Below are 255 nucleotides of genomic sequence, written 5' to 3'. Positions count from 1 at the left end.
ATTCAACGTCTTTCCAATTGGTGGATTGCCATTGAGCACTGTCAGGAGAGGCACTAATCTCTTTTGAAATCATCATTTGCGTTTCTCCTTGAATAAAGTTCTTCAAATTCTCTTGCAACGGAAGACCAGTCGGAAGTCAGCCCACTTTCGTGATCAGATATGAATCTGTATCTGCATCGTTACAATGCAGCCTTCGCTTTTTCCAACCTCCTATACCTGCATCACTATCGGCCACGAAGGCTTTCCCAGAGGGAG

General features: G+C 44.7%; 1 pseudogene. It reads right to left on the bottom strand.

From position 1 onward, the window contains the following. Positions 1 to 76: pseudogene (locus tag EYW48_RS22075) on the bottom strand (RNA-directed DNA polymerase); the annotation flags it as partial. Positions 77 to 255: the final 179 nt, after the last annotated feature.

It is taken from the genome of Vibrio sp. 1180_3 (assembly GCF_029478545.1).
Classification (GTDB): domain Bacteria; phylum Pseudomonadota; class Gammaproteobacteria; order Enterobacterales; family Vibrionaceae; genus Vibrio; species Vibrio aestuarianus.
This window is presented reverse-complemented; position numbering and strand designations above follow the sequence as displayed.